This window comes from Azobacteroides sp. (SeqCode), assembly GCF_055395615.1.
Window position 1 is genome coordinate 337,023 of the sequence record NZ_AP014701.1, and the last position, 19,822, is coordinate 356,844.

15 protein-coding genes are annotated in these 19,822 nt (G+C 28.3%); 4 read left to right on the plus strand and 11 right to left on the minus strand.

Annotated elements, in window-relative coordinates:
• The first annotated feature begins 278 nt into the window (after positions 1-278).
• On the plus strand, positions 279-938 hold the full coding sequence (locus tag ACZ5QM_RS01460) for a phosphatidylserine decarboxylase family protein (RefSeq protein WP_464183149.1): 660 nt from the start codon (positions 279-281) through the stop codon (positions 936-938).
• 15 nt (positions 939-953) lie between these two features.
• On the opposite strand, the gene uvrC is transcribed toward ACZ5QM_RS01460, so the two are convergent.
• From uvrC to ACZ5QM_RS01480, 4 genes are all read right to left on the minus strand, one after another.
• Positions 954-2,756, minus strand: a complete 1,803-nt coding sequence (gene uvrC / locus ACZ5QM_RS01465; RefSeq protein ID WP_464183150.1) for an excinuclease ABC subunit UvrC — start codon at positions 2,754-2,756, stop codon at positions 954-956.
• 1,178 nt (positions 2,757-3,934) lie between these two features.
• A complete protein-coding gene (locus ACZ5QM_RS01470) occupies positions 3,935-4,081 on the minus strand; it encodes a hypothetical protein (RefSeq protein WP_464183151.1) in 147 nt (48 codons plus the stop codon).
• A gap of 518 nt (positions 4,082-4,599) precedes the next feature.
• Positions 4,600-5,163 (minus strand): aminoacyl-tRNA hydrolase, encoded by a 564-nt coding sequence (pth, locus tag ACZ5QM_RS01475; protein ID WP_464183152.1) that lies wholly within the window; start codon positions 5,161-5,163, stop codon positions 4,600-4,602.
• A gap of 2 nt (positions 5,164-5,165) precedes the next feature.
• Positions 5,166-5,738, minus strand: coding sequence for a 50S ribosomal protein L25/general stress protein Ctc (locus ACZ5QM_RS01480; RefSeq protein ID WP_464183153.1), 573 nt, complete (start codon positions 5,736-5,738; stop codon positions 5,166-5,168).
• A 1,688-nt stretch (positions 5,739-7,426) separates the two neighbouring features.
• On the opposite strand from ACZ5QM_RS01480, the gene ispE reads away from it, so the two are divergent.
• Complete coding sequence (ispE, locus tag ACZ5QM_RS01485; RefSeq protein ID WP_464183154.1) at positions 7,427-8,224, plus strand: 4-(cytidine 5'-diphospho)-2-C-methyl-D-erythritol kinase; 798 nt, start codon at positions 7,427-7,429, stop codon at positions 8,222-8,224.
• On the opposite strand, the gene def is transcribed toward ispE, so the two are convergent.
• The 6 genes from def to rpoN form a co-directional block, all read right to left on the minus strand.
• The gene (gene def / locus ACZ5QM_RS01490; protein WP_464183156.1) at positions 8,162-8,719 is read right to left on the minus strand and encodes a peptide deformylase; all 558 of its coding nucleotides are present in this window, start codon (positions 8,717-8,719) and stop codon (positions 8,162-8,164) included. The genes ispE and def overlap by 63 nt on opposite strands.
• Complete coding sequence (ruvX, locus tag ACZ5QM_RS01495; protein ID WP_464183157.1) at positions 8,716-9,132, minus strand: Holliday junction resolvase RuvX; 417 nt, start codon at positions 9,130-9,132, stop codon at positions 8,716-8,718. The genes def and ruvX overlap by 4 nt, the downstream gene beginning before the upstream one ends.
• A gap of 71 nt (positions 9,133-9,203) precedes the next feature.
• Positions 9,204-9,659, minus strand: a complete 456-nt coding sequence (locus tag ACZ5QM_RS01500) for an Lrp/AsnC family transcriptional regulator (RefSeq protein ID WP_464183159.1) — start codon at positions 9,657-9,659, stop codon at positions 9,204-9,206.
• 1,834 nt (positions 9,660-11,493) lie between these two features.
• Positions 11,494-13,938, minus strand: coding sequence for a ferrous iron transport protein B (gene feoB / locus ACZ5QM_RS01505; protein WP_464183161.1), 2,445 nt, complete (start codon positions 13,936-13,938; stop codon positions 11,494-11,496).
• A gap of 431 nt (positions 13,939-14,369) precedes the next feature.
• A complete protein-coding gene (gene ruvC / locus ACZ5QM_RS01510; RefSeq protein WP_464183162.1) occupies positions 14,370-14,921 on the minus strand; it encodes a crossover junction endodeoxyribonuclease RuvC in 552 nt (183 codons plus the stop codon).
• A 7-nt stretch (positions 14,922-14,928) separates the two neighbouring features.
• Positions 14,929-16,359 (minus strand): RNA polymerase factor sigma-54, encoded by a 1,431-nt coding sequence (rpoN, locus tag ACZ5QM_RS01515; RefSeq protein WP_464183309.1) that lies wholly within the window; start codon positions 16,357-16,359, stop codon positions 14,929-14,931.
• A gap of 105 nt (positions 16,360-16,464) precedes the next feature.
• Between rpoN and ACZ5QM_RS01520 the strand changes: the two genes are divergently transcribed.
• Together ACZ5QM_RS01520 and ACZ5QM_RS01525 are read left to right on the plus strand one after the other, a co-directional pair.
• Positions 16,465-18,195, plus strand: a complete 1,731-nt coding sequence (locus ACZ5QM_RS01520) for a RecQ family ATP-dependent DNA helicase (protein WP_464183164.1) — start codon at positions 16,465-16,467, stop codon at positions 18,193-18,195.
• A gap of 29 nt (positions 18,196-18,224) precedes the next feature.
• Positions 18,225-18,758: a GNAT family N-acetyltransferase gene (locus ACZ5QM_RS01525; protein WP_464183166.1), complete on the plus strand. Its 534-nt coding sequence runs from the start codon at positions 18,225-18,227 to the stop codon at positions 18,756-18,758.
• A gap of 12 nt (positions 18,759-18,770) precedes the next feature.
• Here ACZ5QM_RS01525 and metA read toward each other — a convergent pair whose 3' ends face one another.
• Positions 18,771-19,715 (minus strand): homoserine O-acetyltransferase MetA, encoded by a 945-nt coding sequence (metA, locus tag ACZ5QM_RS01530; protein ID WP_464183167.1) that lies wholly within the window; start codon positions 19,713-19,715, stop codon positions 18,771-18,773.
• Positions 19,716-19,822 lie beyond the last annotated feature (107 nt).

Consider the following 19,822-nt stretch of genomic DNA (forward strand, 5'->3'; position numbering starts at 1 on the left):
ATAATTTCCAATATGAAAAATAGCAGAATTTTAAATGTACCTCCAAAAGAAAACAATTACTAAAAATGTAATTAAATAAGTATTTAAAGGACAGAAAGTAAATTACACTTATTCCGAATTTTATAGAGAACAACAAAAGTTTACAAAATTTTAGGAAATTATTGAAGCCTAAATACAATATAAATTAGTCAATGAAAAATAATGCAATTCTCCCTTATTCAAAGAGTTCAAAAACTTTATATATTAGCACTCTTATAAATAAATAACTACTTTTAATCATGAAAATACACAAAGAAGGGCATAATATCATTCTTACTGTTTTTTTTCTTTTAGTACTATTTAATATTGGATTTTGTTTTTTTACATTTCATGTTCTTCCCCATTTATTCATTCTAATAGTCTCTGTTTATCTCTTTTTTTTCATAACTAATTTCTTTAAAAATCCGAATCGTGTGTTCATAGGAAATACCAAAAATATTATCATATCTCCTGCGGATGGAAAAATAGTAGCTATTAAAGAAGTTTTTGAACATGATTTTTTTCAAGAAAAAAAAATACAGGTTTCTATATTTATGGGACTTAGTAATGCACATGTCAATTGGATACCAGTTGATGGAAAAGTTACATACTATGCACACCAAAACGGACAATATCAAGCTGCTTATCTTCCCAAATCTAGTATAAAAAATGAACGCTCAACAATAATAATAAAAAATTACAATGAAGAGTATATTATTGTGCGCCAAGTTGCTGGTTTAATAGCAAGGCGAATTATTACCTATATCAAACCTAATCAAGAATGTAAAATTAATGAACAGTTGGGATTTATTAAATTTGGTTCTCGTGTAGATTTATTTTTGCCTTTAACTTCAAAAATACTAGTAAGTCTTGAGCAAATAGTACAAGGCAACCGTACTATTATTGCTCATCTAAAATAAAACCTACAAAGAAAGTTAGATAGACAAGTAATCTAGCAATTTTTTCGCTTTCTTCTTTCCTATCAAAGAAATTACTTTTTCTTGTGGTACATATTTTATTTGCCTTATACTTTTGTACTTACTCAATAGTTTTCCTTTAGCAATAACGCCTATTCCATCTATATTATCTAATTCAGAAGTCAATTGACTACGACTTCTTTGGTTTCGATGAAAAGTAATTCCAAAACGGTGAGCTTCATTTCTCAAACATTGAATGAGTTTTAATCCTTCAGAATTTTTATCCAAATAAAGAGGAAGTGGATCATTTGGAAAATAGATTTCTTCTAAACGTTTAGCAATACCGATAATTGGAATCTTTCTATAAAGACCTACTACCTGCAAAGCATTTGTTGCTGCACGTAATTGTCCTTTTCCTCCATCAATAACAATCAAGTCAGGTAAAGACTGATGCTCTTCAATTAATCTATTGTAACGACGTAAAACAACCTCATACATAAACTGAAAATCATTCAATCCATTCACTGTCTTTATATTAAAATGTCGATAATCTCTCTTAGATGGTTTCGCTTTTTTAAATACAACACAAGAAGACACAGGGTGAAATCCTTGTATGTTAGAATTATCAAAGCATTCTATATGCACAGGTAAATTTTTTAAGTGTAATTCACTTTGAAGTGTTTTAAGAATACGTATTGAATTTTGCTCAGAATTCAACTTCTCAACTTTATTTAATTGATCTATTTTATATTGCTGAACATTCTTTTCAGATAAACAAAGTAATTTTTTCTTTTCTCCACGCTGTGGTATTGTAAAAATCAAATCGTCTACTTCCATTTCTGGATAAAAAGGAACAATAATTTCTTTTGCTTTACTTTCAAATCGCAATCGCAATTCCATAATTCCCATTGTCAAAATAGTTTCTTTAGATTCATCCAATTGCTTTTCATATTCTATCGTACAAACATTAACTATTGCACCTTCAATAATATGCAAATAATTAATATATGCTGACTGTTCATCTTCATCAAAAGAGTAAACATCTATGTTATTCAGATTTTGACTCACAACAATAGATTTAGAAGAATAATTTCCTAATATCTCATACTGCTTTCTTACAATTTCTGCTTCTTCAAACCTCATCTCTGTCGACAGATTTACCATTTTTCGATATAGTAATTTACTCACTTTTCTATATTCTCCCTTCAATATTTCCTTAGACAAATAAATATTTTCAGTATACTCCTCTTCCGTTTGCAACCCAATACAAGGAGCTAAACATTTTTTTATATGGTATTGCAAACAAACACGAAATTTCTTTTTTTTTATATTGTCTTGAGACAAAACATACTTACATGTTCGTATAGGATAAAGAGAACAAATAAGTTGCAACAAACATTTTACATTTGCTACAGAAGTATAAGGTCCATAATAACAAGAATTGTTGTTATTTTTTCTACGAGTAAGTTGAATGCGTGGGAAAGGTTCATCTTTCACTACTATCCAAGGATAAGTTCTATCATCTTTAAGTAGAATATTGTATCGTGGTTGATATTTTTTTATCAAATTGTTTTCTAAAAAAAGAGCATCTTCTCCTGACTCAACTACTAAATATTCAATACTTCTTATTTTTTGTACTAATATTTCAGTTTTAAGATTATCATGTGTTTTCTTAAAATAAGAAGATACCCGTTTCTTCAAATTTTTAGCTTTTCCGATATAGATAATTATACCATTTTCATCCAAATACATATAAACTCCTGGACATTCAGGTAAAGTAGAAAGAACAAAAGATAAATCGTTTTTATATGTTTTTTTCAATGTACTATTTTTAAATCAACGAATAAAATACATAGTTACTTACTAAAATTATTTTAATCATATGACAAGCATAAAATACAAGTCAAAAACTTAAAATAACAATACTATACTATTTATATAATATAATTTAATTTATTCCAAACAAAACATAACCAAATATATTCACTCAAATAAGAATAATGAAATAGAAAAGTAATATGGATTTTTTTTTAAAAAAAAAGTTTATATCTCATCTAATATTTTTTTCTCTATGACTCTAACATAGATTAGAATTCTAACAAAAATAGTTTAGGCTATTAATATTTAAATTTTTCTAAGAATAGATAAAAAACTGTTACAATTAGATCAAAACGCAAGCCCCCTCTTTCCCTAAATTCTCCACTCCACTTTGCAAAAAGTGAAGAGTAAAAGTACCACAACTAGTTAATAGTGTAAAGAAAACTCATTAAATTTATCATCATAAAAAACATTTACATACAATTTTGATCATACCCTCACAAGTCTTACTTATTTTCAATGAAATAACAGAGATGATACAAAAGAGATAATCATACTCTATATACTATAGATTTTTCAGGAAATCCAACAACTGTCTTGGATGATATTTATATACACAATCATTACAAAACAAAACATTTTACTTAAAACAATGGGATATAATTTCAATTAATATAGTAAATATATTGTCAGAATTGACTCAAAATTGAAAATAAACATCTCAATTTATTAACATTAAATTTGTATGTTTCCAACGTTCTTTATCTTTTTATCTTTATTGAAATACTGTATTTCAATTTCTCATCCAGTAAAAAATACAATAATCAATGTTGATTTCTTTCTTTACATATTTGGTAAAACATACAGCTTAGAAAAAATCTAAAAAATATGAAGAAACTTTTTTTTAGATTTTACTTCGTAGTTACAACTGCAGCATTAAACATTTGTATTTCTGTAATTAACTTCTCTTTAAATACTATATATACTTGAACAATATTAGAAAAATCATCAATAGATTCTCTATAAAAACTAATATACTCATTCGTTTTGCTCCCTTTAATCAAAAATCTGAATATCCTTCTTTTATTACTTCCTCAACCAATCCCTTCAACATGGTTTGAGCCTGTTTTTTCTCTGTGGCAATCCTACAAACAATCGATAGCTATTCTGACAAAAGTGAGCTAATCCAACATTCTCATCTCTAAAGAAAGATACCGTTCAAACCTGTTTGAACAGTCTATCCTTATACCAAAACCAATACAATTAACACGAATAAAACCAAAGGATGCAATCATGCCAATGCAAACTAATAATAACTCTTTCTTCATTTTTTACATAATCGCATTATCTTTTTTTATCGTAATACTAATAGGTATTTAGTTATTCCTTTAAATTTGTCTTTACAAAGACAATGTTTATTGTATATGTATAATGACTTGTTCTACCTTATTTTATTTTTTTATTTTACTACTCCTTCATTGCCCTTTTAGAAAATTCTGAGCATTAGATTAATTACAACATTACAAATAATTTTACAATTACGATTATATCCAAGCTTTTATGAACAAAATAATATAACAAGTAATGTTTTTTTTCATTTTTATTCTATGTAAAATACCTGATTCTAATAAATTAAATACCAATTTATTATTACAGTTCAAAACTAATTAATAAAATTGCAAATTTTATTAATTAGTTTTTTATTTTTGTTTCAAAATTGTTTTTACTTATTTTTATCTTTATTGGGTGAAACTTGTTTTTATTTATGGACAATTTAGGTGGTAGCCAACCCATTCAATCACTATTACCTGTTCAACTGCATTTGTCCTCAAAATTCATTTGTATTCTACTTATTATTAAATAGATTCATTGTTATCTCTGATCCAACAAGACAAAAGCTATAGATTATTTCTATTGCTTTTTCAATCTTGTTGAAGAGATATTTTTTTTCTTCTTTTGTAAAAGTATCTAATACATAATTAATTTGATGACCTGATAAAAAATTGTTACCAATACCAAAACGTAAACGAAAATAACAATCTGTTCCTAAAGTATATTGAATGTGTTTTAGCCCATTATGACCTCCGTCACTTCCCTTAGCTTTGAGACGCAAAGAACCGAACGGTAAATTTAAATCGTCTACCAATATTAGCAAATTTTCTATCCGAATATTTTCTTTCTGTAACCAGTAATGAATAGCATTTCCACTTAAATTCATACAAGTAGAAGGTTTAAGCAACAGAAGATACTCATTTTTTAATTTTAATGACGTCATAACCCCATATCTTTTTTTTACAAAAATGATATTAGATGCTTTAGCTAAAGCATCTAATATCATAAAGCCAGCGTTATGTCGGCTACCTTCATATTCTTGTCCGGAGTTACCTAAACCTACAATCAAATATTTCACACTTATTGAGAAACAGTAGTACCACGAGCAGCACGAGTTAACCTAACAGATGCCACTACATTATTTTTTGCATTTAATAATTCTAAATTGTTAAACGACAGCGCACCTACCTGAATCGTTTTTCCTAATCCTAATTTTTCTACATTAATTACCAATTTTTCAGGAAAATCTTTATAAAAACCTTTGACTTTTAATTTTCGAATCTCTAGAGAAAGTTTTCCCCCTGCTCTTACCCCTTCAGCCAACCCTTCTAATACAATCGGCAACTCAATAATTGTTGGTTTGTTTTCAAATATTCTTAAAAAATCTATATGCAATACTTCATCACTTACTGGATGAAATTGCACCTCTTTTAAAATAGAAAGATAACATTGTTCTTCGATATTTAAATATACTATGAACACATCAGAAGTGTATATTAAGTTACGAAGACTTTCTTTTGGTACATTAAAGTGCATTACACCTTCATTCCCACCATATAAAATACAAGGAACCAATAATTCCTTACGAAACGCCCTTACTGCTTTTTTTCCAAAAAAAAATCTCTTAAATCCTTTCAATTGAAATGTTTTCATTGCATAATTTCTATATGTTACTAAAAGTTAAGACATTCCCCCCCTTAACTTCCCATCAAACAAAACTTTTTAAATGTAAAGCAAAAATAATGATTATTTGTGAATAAAAATTTGTTAAAGTATAAATAATTTACTCAATACAAATTGTTATTACATTTTTTTCAGAAAGAGCAACAAGTGAAGCTTTACCTTTATAAATATTTTTTTCTGGGAAAAAATATTTAATAGTGCAGGCTACTATAGTAGTACAATTATTTTTTCCTTTTTTGATAACATTTTCTATAATTCAATGTTTAAAATGGTTGTTCAGAGAAATAGTCTACGTTTTTATTTACAAGCATATTAAAAATTCCCTAATAGTTATCTTCTATTGAAACCATTACACATGCAACACTAGAAAAATTCTCTTCCACAAAAAGGTTGAGATAAACGCTGTATACGAGGGAGTACAGCTTACAAGCAACTTATCTTCTTCTGATAATTCTTCCATATTCAAAATTGTAATAATATCTTGTTTTTCAATTTTTTATGGAATTAGAGTAATTGTTGTACTTTTTGGGTAGTATCATAATGTTATTGACCTAATATATTCGGATTTAAAACACGTGATGTAGAATTTAAAGAATCTACTGCTAGATAAATTTCTAATTCGGATATTTTCCTATCTAAATACAGTGGAGAACCATCAAGAAAAGTAAAAATAGTTAGCTGAAACAGGATTTGTTAAATCATCTGCAGGAATATACACTAATTAAATAGATGTAATAGAGCAATTTTTAGTCGAAGTAATGCGTTCTTGCTTTCCTTCAATTTCTGTTTCTAATATTAGCTAATAACCTACTTCCAAAAGTATATAATCTAAAAGAACAGATATCGAAGACTATCTCCAGGTAGTTCATTCATCTAAACGAAAATCAAAGTAACCTAGATTTTTCTAATTTTTCATAATCTATTCCAGACAAATCCCATTTTCCTCGTTTCATTCTTTCTATAGATTCTTTATCTATAACGAATAGTTCCTGATTCTATCATTTCACGAAATAAATCATTTCCTTCTCGTGTACACTCTCCTACTCCAGCAAATACAGAAATCTATGATATTTTTGCATGTTACTTATCTCCATTATTAATACAGTTTCTCTACTCCAGCACCACCAAATAACCCAATTTTTCCTTCTTTCAAATAAGGTACAAGTAAATTCAATAGCTTTAATAGCTATAAAAGAATTTCAATAGAAGTAGAAATATCTTTTAATATTTAAGCGAATTACATTTAAAAGTATCCCTTTCATCTGATTTTCTATAGGAACTAATATGGGACTCCCTAAATTGATAACCTTCATTTCACATACAATTTGTTTTTAGAATCCATAGCTATTGTATGAGCTGTATCCTCTCCAATATACTGCTACATTGTACCTCACCAATTAATATACCTTACATTAGAGTAAGGTATATTAATTGTAGTACATCATTAATTTTAGGCAGATTGCTCCCTGTATTTCAATACAAAAACATCAATAAAAGAACCTATTACTTACGAAATGTATCCAAAATTTTCAAGCATAGCTTTTAATGAAAAAACAAATAAAATGAACCAAGTACAATAAAACAAACTCCTATAAAAATTGAAGAAAATAAAAATAGCAATTTTCACTTATTAGAAATTTGTTTTGTATCTTTTAACTATGATTGCTTTTCCAAATGCTAAAATCAATTTAGGTCTTCATGTAATCAAAAAAAGACCAGATAGTTACCACGAGATAGAAACAATTTTCTGTCCTATTGATTTGTATGATATTTTAGAAATTATTCCAGCAACTCAAACAACATTTATTCAAAGTGGAAAATTAATAGATTGTGAATTGTCGGATAATTCAGTAATAAAGGCGTATCAATTATTGAAGAAATACTTCACTTTACCAGAAATAACTATCTATTTACGTAAAAATATTCCAATTAAATCTGGACTTGGCGGAGGAAGTAGTGATGCGGCTTTTATGCTTCACTTATTAAATAAGCTTGCCAAATTACATTTATCTATTGAACAATTGGGAACTTATGCAAAACAATTAGGATCAGATTGTCCATTTTTTATTCATAATAAGCCACTATTTGCAAAAGGAATAGGAACTACTTTTACACCAATAAAACTAAATTTAAAAAAATATTGTTTAGTTCTAGTAACTCCAAATATTCATATTTCCACAAAAGAAGCATATGCTAATATAACCCCTCGCAAACCTAGAAAATCTCTTATGAATACTATTCGATACCCAGATACATGGAAAAATTATTTAATTAACGATTTTGAAGAAAATGTATTTTCCATTTATCCAAAGATAAAAGAAATAAAAAAAGAATTGTATAATAAAGGAGCCATTTATGCAAGTATGTCAGGATCAGGTGATTCAATTTTTGGATTATTTGAAAAACCTTACTGTCCGATAAGAACATTTAGTCTTTCTATTCATAATTTTATCTAATTTAGAACGAATCATTTGCTTACGAATACCTACAATGTAATTAGTAAAAAGAATACCATTTAAATGATCATACTCATGCTGAATAATACGCGCAGGATAATTTGTAAAAATTTCATCTTGTAATTTAAAATTTTCGTCAAGATATTTTATTCTTATTTTATTATTCCGTATTATTTTTTCATGAACATCTGGAATTGAAAGACATCCTTCTTGCATCGAAATTTCACTACCAATTTTTTCCACTACTTGTGGATTGATAAAAATTTTTTTGAAATTTTCACTATCAAGTTTTTTTTCTAAAAAAAAACTTAAATCTATTACAAAAATTCGGTACTCAACCCCAATTTGAGGTGCAGCAATACCTACCCCTTTTGCGTTATACATGGTTTCAAACATATTATTCAATAAATCTTCTAAATAAGGATATTCTAAAGGAACATCTTTTGCCTCTTTACTTAATATAGGATGACCATATAAATAGACAGGGAGTATCATTTCCTCAGTAATTCCAAATAAGTTTGTAATAAAATACACGCACTCAACTTATCAACTAACCCTTTATCCTGTCTTTTTATTTTTTTTACACCACCTTCAATCATTATCCTGTGAGCTAAAATAGAAGTAAATCGTTCATCTATCATTCGTATTCCAATAAGTGGAACTATTATTTGTAATTTTTTTTTAAATTTCTCAACTCTTAACATATTCTCTGAATAAGTATAATCCATTTTCCTAGGTTCTCCTAGTACAAATAACTCCACATTATGATTTTTAATATAATTTTTAAGGTACATAATTACTTTGCAACTCAATACAATCACACTAGAACCTACAATCATTTTTAAAGGATCTGAAACAGCAATGCCTGTTCTTTTTTCCCCATAATCAATAGCGACTACTCTCCCCATAATCTTCCCTTTAAAATAAATATGCAAAAAAAGAAACTCATATCAGTATATCAATAATAAAATCAAAATATTTAAATAATTGGGATTCCTCGTTTGAAACTTTGACGCAGAGAAATTAATGTTTCTGTAGAAATAACTCCAGGAATTGCCTGTATACGATTGTTTAGTAACTCCATAAATTGCTCATTATCCTTTGCATACAATTTTATTAATATAGTATAAGGTCCTGTTATAAAATGACATTCTACTACCTCCGGAATTTTTTCTAATTCCGGAACCACATCTCTATACATAGAGCTACGTTCTAATTTTACTCCGATGTAAGCACAAGTATTATAATTTAAAAGTTTCGTATCTATCCGATAACCTGAACCAATTATCAATTTCAAATCTATCATTTTTTGAATACGCTGATGAACAGCCGCTCGTGACACATTGCAGATTTCTGCTACATCTTTAAACGGAATACGCGCATTCCGAGAAATGACTTTCAGAATTTTTCTATCTAATCTATCAATTTTTTCCATTATCTCTACTTTTTTTCACAACTCCAAGTAGCTCTATCTCAAAAATAAAGGAAGAGTACGAAACAAATAATACTTGCTTTGAACCGATCAACGTATGCAAGATAGTAAGGAGTATAGAAAATACATTTAGAATCTACAGATATCAACATATATATTTCTCAATCTTTGACTACTTCATTTTTTTTAAAAAAATCTTCCAACTTACCATTTTCCATAGAATTATAAAAACCTCACCTCTAAATATTCGCTCTAAGATAATCTATCCTTACCACATCATCAATCTCTAGCTTTAACCCTCTTCTTTCATTTATTACCTTAATATTTCAAACTACCAGAATGCAACACTCCCTCTTTGTTATATTTTATTCTTCTCAAGAAAATCCAGACTTTCTTTACACCAGTACATCATTCTTTAATATTAATTTTTTTTATATTATTCATAGTTATCTCAGCGTATATTCAAGCTTTTTGAATAAAAAATATTACCGTCATTTTAACAGTAGCTATATAACTTGCTGACAAATTTTCCCTACTCATAGTTTTCGTAGATTCATCATCAAACAATTATTCATTAACATACGGTGTAATCTGAACTTTTATTTGATATCCTAGCATTTTACAACCATAAAAGCGTTTTATTTTTTATCTAATTCTGTAACTGAATCAATATTTGCTCTCAACTTTTGGCATTTATTCATTACAAGAAAATGATATGAGTACTAAAGGAACTAGTAACAAAAGTAAAGAAACATTTACTAACTTTTTCATTTTCAAATCGATTTGCTAAATAAAATAAAAATCCGTTTACAAAAAAAACTTTTCTCGATAAAATTGTAAGCTATTGTAAATAGCTTACAACAAATTAAAGAATAATCTAAAATTTTAAATATACAATTATGGAGAATTAAAATATCCTCTATAATATAAGTTGCATTGTAGATTTGAAAAAAATCCAAAAAATAAGATTTGAGAAATTCATAATATTTGTAATTTTCAATGCAACCCCTGATTTCTCAACAAGTACAATCAAATATATCGCAACCAGTCGTTTACGAAAAAATTCATCAATTTTCAAAAAATTGATGAATTTTTCAATCAACAATATACAATTAACCTCTATAAAACCATTATTAAATAATATTTTTGTATATTATATTTCTCTAAGCATAGAAATTATCGATAGCAATAATTCCTAAATATAAAGCGCGTCCAATAGCCTCCTATAAACTATTAACTTTCAATTTAAGAAAAATATTTTTACGGTGAGTAATGATTGAATAGACACTCAAGGAACGTTGATTGTCAAGTTTTTTCATATTCACTCCAAGAGCAAGTTGACTGAATCCTCTTATTCAGATTGATTTGATTTTTATTGTTTTTATTCGTTGATATAATATATCTCTGTACCCTCTCAATACGAAAAACAATACTATCGCAAATAAAAAATCCTCCTTCCATAATAATATCAATCGCAAAAATAATCTTTTCTTTTAAATATCTTTTTAATAAAAAATTAAAATCACATTTACTGTAAATAAGATGTTTGAGAAAATTACCCTCAACTTCTTCAATAAAAAGGAAAAAATATGATGATGGAAACTCTTTACAGAAAGAAAACAAAATCATTCAAGCTTAAAAACTCAAAAAGAAAATAATCTAAGGTTACAGAACATACGGAAAAGAAGATAGCTTACAAATCAAATCCTGCCTATTTTCTTCCTCTAAAAAATGGAAAGGCGAGCTATTATTTTTTCAAAAAAATAAATATCTATTGCTTTCATATCTTGATTATCTATCAAAATAATAGAAATACGATTTTTCATAATTAATATTACTATTTAGTACAAATCAATGATCCAATTTGATAAATCGAGAAACTAATAATCCATGACAATAAAGTTGTATAAACAATAGTAAATAAAGCCCATTTCCATCCTCCAGATTCATTTTTAATAGATGCGATAGTAGCAATACATGGAAAGTATAACAAAATAAAAAACAATAAACTTAATACCTTCAATGGAGAAAAGACTGAATTACCATTTGCGTCCATCTCCATTTGTAAACGTTTTTTTAATAAGGAATTACCGTTCCTCCCATCGGCATAAAGAATTCCCAAAGTACTCACTATAACTTCTTTAGCTGGCATTCCAGAAATAAGACAAGTACTGATTTTCCAATCAAATCCTAAAGGTCTGACTAAAGGTTCAGTAAAACGACCAACACGACCAATAAAAGAATTTCGTTTTTGTTCTTCATTTTGCTGTTTTTTCATAAACAAGATTTGCTCTTTATTCTTATTTTGAATAATAAGTTTGGCTATCTGTTTTTCATAATATTGATTCCTTTTTTCATTTTGTGGAAAATATTCTAAAAACCAAACAATAATTGCAGCTACCAAAATAATTCCACTCATCTTTCTCAAATATTGAGAAATTTTACTCCATACATGACGTTGTATTGCTTTCCATGTTGGAAAACGATAAGGGGGAAGTTCCATTACAAATGGAATATCATCATCTTTTATCAAAAAAGATTTAAACAAAAGAGACATTAATATGACCAAAGATATTCCGGTAGTATATAATATAAAAAGCATAAATCCACCATAATTTGGGAAAAAAGCCCCTATTAAAAGAATATAAACTGGTAAACGTGCTGAACAAGATACTAATGGATTAATTAACATAGTAATCAATCTGGTATTGTATCCTTCTATTATTCTTGTACTCATAATAGCTGGAACATTACATCCAAATCCCATAATAAGTGGAATAAACGATTTCCCATGTAATCCTATTTTATGCATTAATTTATCCATAATAAAGGATGCTCGTGCCATATAACCTGTATCCTCCATAAATGATATAAAAAGATATAGAACAATAATATTTGGGAGAAATACAATAACATTACCAACACCTCCAATAATTCCATTGGTAAGTAAATCTTTTAAAGAGCTATCAATCATACAAACTTCAACATATTCATTTACTCTTTGTACTATCCATTCAATCAATTTCATAGGAAATTTACCAAAGAAAAAAGTACATTCAAACATGATGAACATCAGTGTAAAAAATATTGGATAACTCCAAAACTTATGCATAACTATCTTATCTATAAGATGTGTTAACTTCATTCGATCGATTTTTCCTTTTTGATACGTTTCTTTTAGGGCTCCTCGTATAAATCCATAACGAGCATTTGTGAAAACTGTTTCAGTAGTTTCTCTAAAATCATTTTCAATATAGTTGGCATAAATATCACGTTCAGTTAATATTTCTTTTACATTAGGGAAATGTTGAATGATTTTTTCTGTAAATTTGTCATACTCTAACAACTGAATGCTTAAATATCGGCGTGAAGTATCCTTCCCTAAGATGTCTTCTTTACGAATTATATCTTTAACGTGCTGAATTCCTATCTCTATTTCTGTCCCATAATTAATATGAATGTGTCGAACAATAGGAGCTTTTCTTTCGTACACTTCTATAACTTTATCAAAAAGTTCTTTAGTACCCTTCCCTAATCTAGCAACAGTTGGAACAATCGGACAGCCTATCATTTTAGCTAAATACTTGTAGTCAAATACATCTCCAGATTTTTCCAATTCATCGTACATATTCAAAGCAATAACCATAGTAGCATCCATATCTATTAATTGAGTAGTTAAATAGAGATTTCGTTCCAAATTAGACGCTACAACCACATTGATAATAATATCTGGAGGAGATTCAAAAATCTGATTACGAACACATATTTCCTCAGGAGAATAAGCTGATAAGGAATATGTTCCAGGTAAATCCACAAGATTAAATATATAATCTTTATATTTAATCTTTCCCTCCTTGGAATTAACTGTAACACCACTATAATTGCCAACCCGCTCATGTCTCCCTGTCGTTATGTTAAATAACGAAGTTTTACCAGAATTAGGATTGCCAACCAGAACTGTATTAATTATATGGTTTTGTTCACTTGCGGCTTTTAATAGTCTATCAGAATCTATAACCAAAGAGCAATGTTCTTCTTGAGAATGAGTTTGAATTTCTTCTTTAGTAACTACTTCTATCAATTCAGCTTCACTTTCTCGAAGAGAAACCTCATAACCCATAATTTTATATTTTGTTGGGTCTTGCAAAGGTGCTTTGACAAGCACTTCTGTTTCTTGACCGTACACAAAACCCATTTCCATAATTCGCCTACGAAAATGCCCTCTTCCACAAATTTTAACAATAATCCCTTTTTGCCCAGGAAGTAAGTCTGATAGTTTCATATCAATAAATATAAATAGATTCCTAATATTCAAAATATTTATTACTCATTATAATCTATAACAGTGATTATATCAGTTTTATCATAAAAAAAATAAAATCACCAAATTTCATTACAATAAAAATTTACTATGGATTTGCAAGCTCTATGTTTAGAGATACATAGTAAATTGAGAGTGACAGCTGAAAGGCACTCAATAATGACAGAAATTTTTCTCTCTTGCTTAAGATATCGAACTACCACAAACATAAGAAAATTTGAACCACTACCCTGAGAATTTCCTTTGTCATTTTAAATTCTTCGAAACTCCCTATGCTCCCTAATTATAAAGGAGCGTGTTCTACTTGAATAAACTCACATAAAAAACATGTGCTAAACAGAAAGATAGTACCTTTTGGAGTGTAAAAATGCTAAAAATATTTGCGAATATAATTATTTTTTTATTCTTTTGTAATTCTTATTAAGAAAATCGTTCCAATTAGAATATCTCTTTTTTGAAATAGGAAAGTTATTTTGAAAAAAATGACATAACGCTGTAGCTAACCCATCAGTAGCATCTAGTTGTTTTTTTTTTGAAATCTTCAAATAGTGTTGTAGCATACCAGCTACCTGTTCTTTTGAAGCTTGTCCATTTCCAGTAATTGCCACTTTTATTTTAAGAGGAGCGTATTCATAAACAGAAATATTACGCGATAAAGCTGCTACTATTATTACCCCTTGGGCTCTTCCTAATTTAAGCATACTTTGTACATTTTCTCCTAAAAAAGGAGATTCAATTGCCAATTCAGCAGGAAGAAATTCATCTATTAATTCAATAATTCTATTAAAAATATGATAAAGACGTTGATAATGACTCTTATATTTATCTAATTCAAAAACTCCCATTTTTAATAAATAAGGGCTATTATTTGAGACTCGAATCAAACCATATCCCATTACATAAGTCCCAGGATCAATTCCTAAAATAATTTTTTCACTCTTCATAATTTTATTATCCAATTTCCTTACGTAATCGAGCAACTGGAATATTTAACTGTTCACGATATTTTGCAACCGTTCGACGGGCAATATAATAACCTTTCTCTTTCAATAAAATTGCTAAAATATCATCAGTAAATGGATTCTTTTTATTTTCATTCTCTACACAAGACTTTAAAGCAATTTTAATTTCACGAGTAGATATCTCTTCTCCTTTTTCATTCATTATAGCTTCAGAAAAAAAAAATCGTAATGGATAAATACCCAAATCAGTTTGGACATACTTATTAATAGTTGCTCTTGAAACTGTAGAAATATCATAACCACATAATTCAGAAACATCTTTTAATTTCATTGGTTTCAAAGTTTGCTCTTCTCCAGTCAAGAAAAAATCTCTCTGTATTTCAATAACAGCAAGCATTGTATTATATAAAGTAACGTTACGGTACTTAATTGCATCTATAAACCATAAAGCCGAATCTATTTTCCTTCTTACAAACGAAAATGCCTCTTTTTTTTCAAAACTCTTATTATCGATATATCCAAATAACATCTCACTATATCTTTCATTTACTTTCAATTTAGGTATATTTCTCTCTGTCATTGTAAAAAATAATTTCCCATTTATTATTTCTACAATAAAATCAGGTGTAATTTGAGCCAGTTTAGTTTCCATATTACTTCCCCACATATTACCAGGTTTAGGATTTAGGATAGTAATTTCTCTAATTATATTTCTTAAATCTTTCTCAGATATATTGTATATTTTGCAAATATTATCGTAATGCTTTTTTGCAAAAATTCCAAAATGTTTTTTTAAAATATCTATTACTAACCAACGTATTGAAGTCATTTTTTTTCTACATAGTTGTAAAAGCAAACATTCCTGTAAATCACTTGCACCTACACCAGGTGGATCTAATCCTTGAACAAATTGCAATATTTTCTTAACCGTAGGAACAGATATGTTTTGACCGAATTGGCAAGATATACCATCAGATAAAGTTTGATGGCTTTGACGAATGTATCCATCATCATCTATATTTCCAATTATATATTCACTTATTTTAATCTCTTCTTCAGACAACTCTTTTAATTTCAACTGTCTAAGAAGATATTCATGAAACGATTCAGATTCTGAATAAACCATTTCCCATTGGGAAGAAGATCTATGAGAAGGATGATTTTGATGAAAATCATAACTTCGCGTACCATTTTCTCTTAAATAATCTTCTAAAGGTTCGTTTGACTTATTTAATCTCTCTAGTAGAGCACGTTCGTCTATTTCTTGGTCTTGAACCTCCTCTAAAAGAGGATTTTCTTCCAATTCTCTATTAATTCTATTTTCTATTTCTAAAGAAGAAAGCTCCAATAATTTAATCTGTTGTATCTGTCGTGGAGAAAGTCTTTGTTGTAACCTATGTGAAAGCTGTTGTTTATTAATCATTTCTTCCGATATATCTCTCCAAAAATAAAGTAAACATTCTTCTTTAGTACATTAAAGATAAAGATATAGAAAAATCCTTTACTTTTGTTTTAACTGTTTATTATGAGTAATTATCATTTTTACAAAATTCTAAAACAATATTGGGGATATGATTTTTTTCGACCACTACAAGAAGAAATTATTACTTCTATTTATGAAAGAAATGATACACTTGGGTTAATGCCGACTGGTGGAGGAAAATCTTTGACTTTTCAATTACCAACCTTAGGTTCAGATGGGATTTGTATTGTTGTTACTCCTCTTATTGCTTTAATGAAAGACCAAGTAGATATTTTGAGAAAAAAGGGTATTAAAGCAGCAATGGTTCATTCTGGAATGAACCGAAAAGAAATAGTGATTACTCTCGAAAACTGTATTTTTGGCAATTACAAATTTCTTTATGTTGCTCCAGAACGTTTAGGAACGGAATTATTTCTAACTAAATTACTTGATATGAATATATATATAATTGCAGTGGACGAATCTCATTGTATTTCACAATGGGGATATGACTTTCGCCCTTCATATCTACAAATTGTAAAATTGCGAGATTTATTACCAGATGTACCTATTTTAGCCTTAACTGCTACTGCTACTACTGATGTAATTAATGATATCCAGGAAAAACTACATTTTAAGAAAAAAAACGGATCCAATGTTTTTCGTAAAAGTTTTGAACGAAAAAATATCGTTTATGAAGTTCATAGAACAGAAAATAAACTTTTTAAAGTTATTAAAACTATCAACAACATTTCTGGAAGTGGAATTATATATACGCGAAGTCGTAAAAAAACTAAAGAAATTGCAATAGAATTACAACGACAAGGTATCTCAGCTGATTTTTTTCATGCAGGATTAACTATTCAAGAAAAAATAAGAAAGCAAGACAGATGGAAATCTGGGAAATGCCGAGTGATTGTTTGTACAAACGCTTTTGGGATGGGTATAGATAAACCAGATGTAAAAGTAGTAGTTCATTTTGAGCTACCCTGTTCACTAGAAGAATATTTTCAAGAAACTGGGAGAGCAGGTAGAAACGGTGAAAAATCTTATGCAATAGCTCTATTTTCTAAGAGAGATGAATCTCTTTTGAAAAAACGAATCAAAGATAATTTCCCAGATAAAAAATTTATAAAAGATGTATATGAAAAATTAGCTTATTTTTTCGAAATAGGAATAGGTATGGGTATAAATACAAGGTATAACTTTGTCATAGAACAATTTTGTAAGGTTTATCATTACAGGATAGTTCACGTGTATAATACACTGAAAATTTTAGAGATGTCTGGATACATAGAATACATAATAGAAGAAACTGGTAAACAATCCAAATTAATCTTTAAAATTGATAGAAATGAATTATATCAAATAGGTGATTGTTCAAATAATAAATTGGATAATTTATTACAGGTCTTACTTCGTTCTTATACTGGACTCTTTAGCAGTTATACTTATATCAATGAAAAATTGCTTTCACAGAGGGCAAATATAACATTTGATGAAGTATATAAAAGTTTGAAATTGCTTTCTTCTCAGAATATCATTCATTATATTCCAATAAAAAAGGAACCTACAATTCATTATTTACGAAACAGAGAAGAATCAAAATATTTAAAGATTCCAGCACATGTATATGAAGAACGTTTAAACCGGTTAGAAGAAAAAATAAAAAAAGTAATTGATTATGGAACTTCCACAAAGAGTTGTCACAGCAAATTTTTACTCAATTATTTTGGAGAAAAAGAAGCCGATAATTGTGGACAGTGTAACATATGTCTATCTCAAAAAAAATAAAAACAATAATATTTTGTACTTCAATTCTTATGACTTTACTTAGAAACGACAATATTTTTCTTCGGGCATTAGAAATAGAAGACTTAAATATACTTTACGAATGGGAAAATAATACCGATATTTGGCATTATGGTTGTCTACAAGTGCCTTTTTCTCGATTTTCCCTACGAAAATATCTTTCAAATACTAACTCACAGGATATTTACCAGTCTCGACAATTACGATTAATGATTGTAGAGTATATATCCGATAAGCCTATCGGTACAATCGATTTATATGATCTTGACCCAATGAACCTTCGTGCTGGAATAGGTATCATTTTAGATACCAAATACAGAAGAAAAGGATTCGGATACGAATCCTTACAATTGATACAAGAATACGCTTTTCGTCTTTTACTATTGAAACAACTATATGCCTATATTCTTAAATCCAATATTCCAAGCTATGGATTATTTCGAAAAAGTGGATACAAAAAAGCAGGATTATTAAAATCGTGGATAAAAAAAACCAAAGGATTTACAGATGTATATCTTATGCAATTAATAAATGTTCACAACTAATTACTAGATAACTTATTCTTTCACATTTAAATTTTCTAAAAATTCTATCTCTTTTTGATTATAAGGAGTTGATTGGTATACATAGTAGTTCAACCAATTTTTAAAAAGTAAATTAGCATGTGCTACCCAACTAACCAAAATATTTTTAGTTGGATCATTGTCCTCATAATAGTTTTTCGGTATTTCAATTTGAATTCCTTTTTTTAAATCCCGCTGATATTCATCATGTAATGTATTTGGTGCATATTCTGCATGACCTGTCATAAATATTTCACGACCACAACGAGCTGAAACAATATGTACTCCAGATTCTTTCGATTCCACAAGCAATTTCAACTTAGGAACTTTAAGTATATCTTCTCTGCGTATCTCTGTATAACGGCTATGTGGAACAAAAAAATTAGTATCAAACCCACGAAAAAGAGGAATATTCATACTATTAATAGTATGTTTAAATACACCTAACATTTTTTTATTCAGTGGATATTTTGGAATTCCATAAAAATGATAGAGTCCAGCCTGTGCTGCCCAACAAATATACAACGTAGAGGTGACATGCTTATATGCCCAATCAAATATCTTCTGCAATTCATTCCAATAAGTAACCTTTTCAAAGTTCATCAATTCGAGCGGAGCACCAGTAATAATCATCCCATCATAATTTTCTTCACAGATATCTTCAAAATTTTTATAGAAAGCAGTCAAATGTTCCAAGGGAGTATTTTTACTTTGATGTTCTTTCATCTTAACAAAAGCAATATTTACTTGCAATGGATTATCTGAAAGTAGGCGGACAAAATCAGTTTCTGTTGCAATTTTAATAGGCATTAAATTTAAGATGGCAATTTTTAACGGACGAATATCCTGCATAGATGCTCTTAAATCATCCATTACAAAAATACCTTCTCGTTTAAGAATTTCTATTGCAGGAAAATGGCTGGGAAGATTTAGAGGCATGATATTTTAATCTTATATAAAAAAACGCTTTTTTCGAAAAAATAAATCTAAGAAATAATTGTTTTATTGTTATGCTCTGAACATTTCAATCAAAAATAATAAACCAA

Coding starts and splice junctions, on each gene's coding strand:
- ACZ5QM_RS01460 (WP_464183149.1), top strand. CDS start 279: ATGAAAATACACAAAGAAGGGCATAATATCATTCTTACTGTTTTTTTT.
- ACZ5QM_RS01470 (WP_464183151.1), bottom strand. CDS start 4,081: ATGAAGAAAGAGTTATTATTAGTTTGCATTGGCATGATTGCATCCTTT.
- ACZ5QM_RS01480 (WP_464183153.1), bottom strand. CDS start 5,738: ATGAAAACATTTCAATTGAAAGGATTTAAGAGATTTTTTTTTGGAAAA.
- ispE (WP_464183154.1), top strand. CDS start 7,427: ATGATTGCTTTTCCAAATGCTAAAATCAATTTAGGTCTTCATGTAATC.
- def (WP_464183156.1), bottom strand. CDS start 8,719: ATGATACTCCCTGTCTATTTATATGGTCATCCTATATTAAGTAAAGAG.
- ruvX (WP_464183157.1), bottom strand. CDS start 9,132: ATGGGGAGAGTAGTCGCTATTGATTATGGGGAAAAAAGAACAGGCATT.
- ACZ5QM_RS01500 (WP_464183159.1), bottom strand. CDS start 9,659: ATGGAAAAAATTGATAGATTAGATAGAAAAATTCTGAAAGTCATTTCT.
- feoB (WP_464183161.1), bottom strand. CDS start 13,938: ATGAAACTATCAGACTTACTTCCTGGGCAAAAAGGGATTATTGTTAAA.
- ruvC (WP_464183162.1), bottom strand. CDS start 14,921: ATGAAGAGTGAAAAAATTATTTTAGGAATTGATCCTGGGACTTATGTA.
- ACZ5QM_RS01520 (WP_464183164.1), top strand. CDS start 16,465: ATGAGTAATTATCATTTTTACAAAATTCTAAAACAATATTGGGGATAT.
- ACZ5QM_RS01525 (WP_464183166.1), top strand. CDS start 18,225: ATGACTTTACTTAGAAACGACAATATTTTTCTTCGGGCATTAGAAATA.
- metA (WP_464183167.1), bottom strand. CDS start 19,715: ATGCCTCTAAATCTTCCCAGCCATTTTCCTGCAATAGAAATTCTTAAA.